Genomic DNA, 567 nt, shown 5'->3' on the forward strand with positions numbered 1-567 from the left:
ACAATGAGCTATTCACCAGACATAATGAAATTATTAGAAGAGAACAATATTGATTCAAGTTCTACTGGACTTGGAACTTTAGAATATCTAAGACTATTGCCCCTACTCTTTGAACAAAATAAAGAACTATTTCAAAGAATCAAACATTTAGAACAAGAGCTTATTCCCAAACTAGACCTAACAAAAAGAGCTGGTGTAAAAAAGTTTTTGAACTGTAGTGATGGAAAGATTTCTAGTATGATGAATGATGGTAGATTAAAAGAAGGTGTACATTTCATCAAAGAGCTTAAAGGAAGAAAAGCTAAAATAACCTTTATCGAAAGTGGGATAAGAGGTTACAAGGAGGAAAACTCATGACCTTTTATTCAAGAAATGGGATTCTTTATGTAAGAATCAATGGAAAACGAATATCTACAAAACTAAAAGATACAAAAGAAAATAGAAAACTTGTATCTTCATATCATAAAAATGATGAGTTCTTTAAAAAGTTCAATGTTAAAAAAAGAGTGTCAAATATTTTAGACCTGTGCCAAGAAGTATTAAGAGAGAAAGAGTCCTCTCTTAAAC

2 protein-coding genes are annotated in these 567 nt (G+C 30.2%); both read left to right on the forward strand.

What is annotated here, in order from left to right:
• Positions 1-357, forward strand: a 357-nt coding sequence (locus B0174_RS12105) for a hypothetical protein (RefSeq protein WP_205663532.1), incomplete at its 5' end; no start/stop codon positions are given.
• A partial coding sequence (locus tag B0174_RS12110; RefSeq protein WP_133174809.1) for a hypothetical protein occupies positions 354-567 on the forward strand: 214 nt, incomplete at its 3' end. The genes B0174_RS12105 and B0174_RS12110, both read left to right, overlap by 4 nt.

Source organism: Arcobacter caeni, from assembly GCF_003063245.1.
GTDB classification, from domain to species: domain Bacteria; phylum Campylobacterota; class Campylobacteria; order Campylobacterales; family Arcobacteraceae; genus Aliarcobacter; species Aliarcobacter caeni.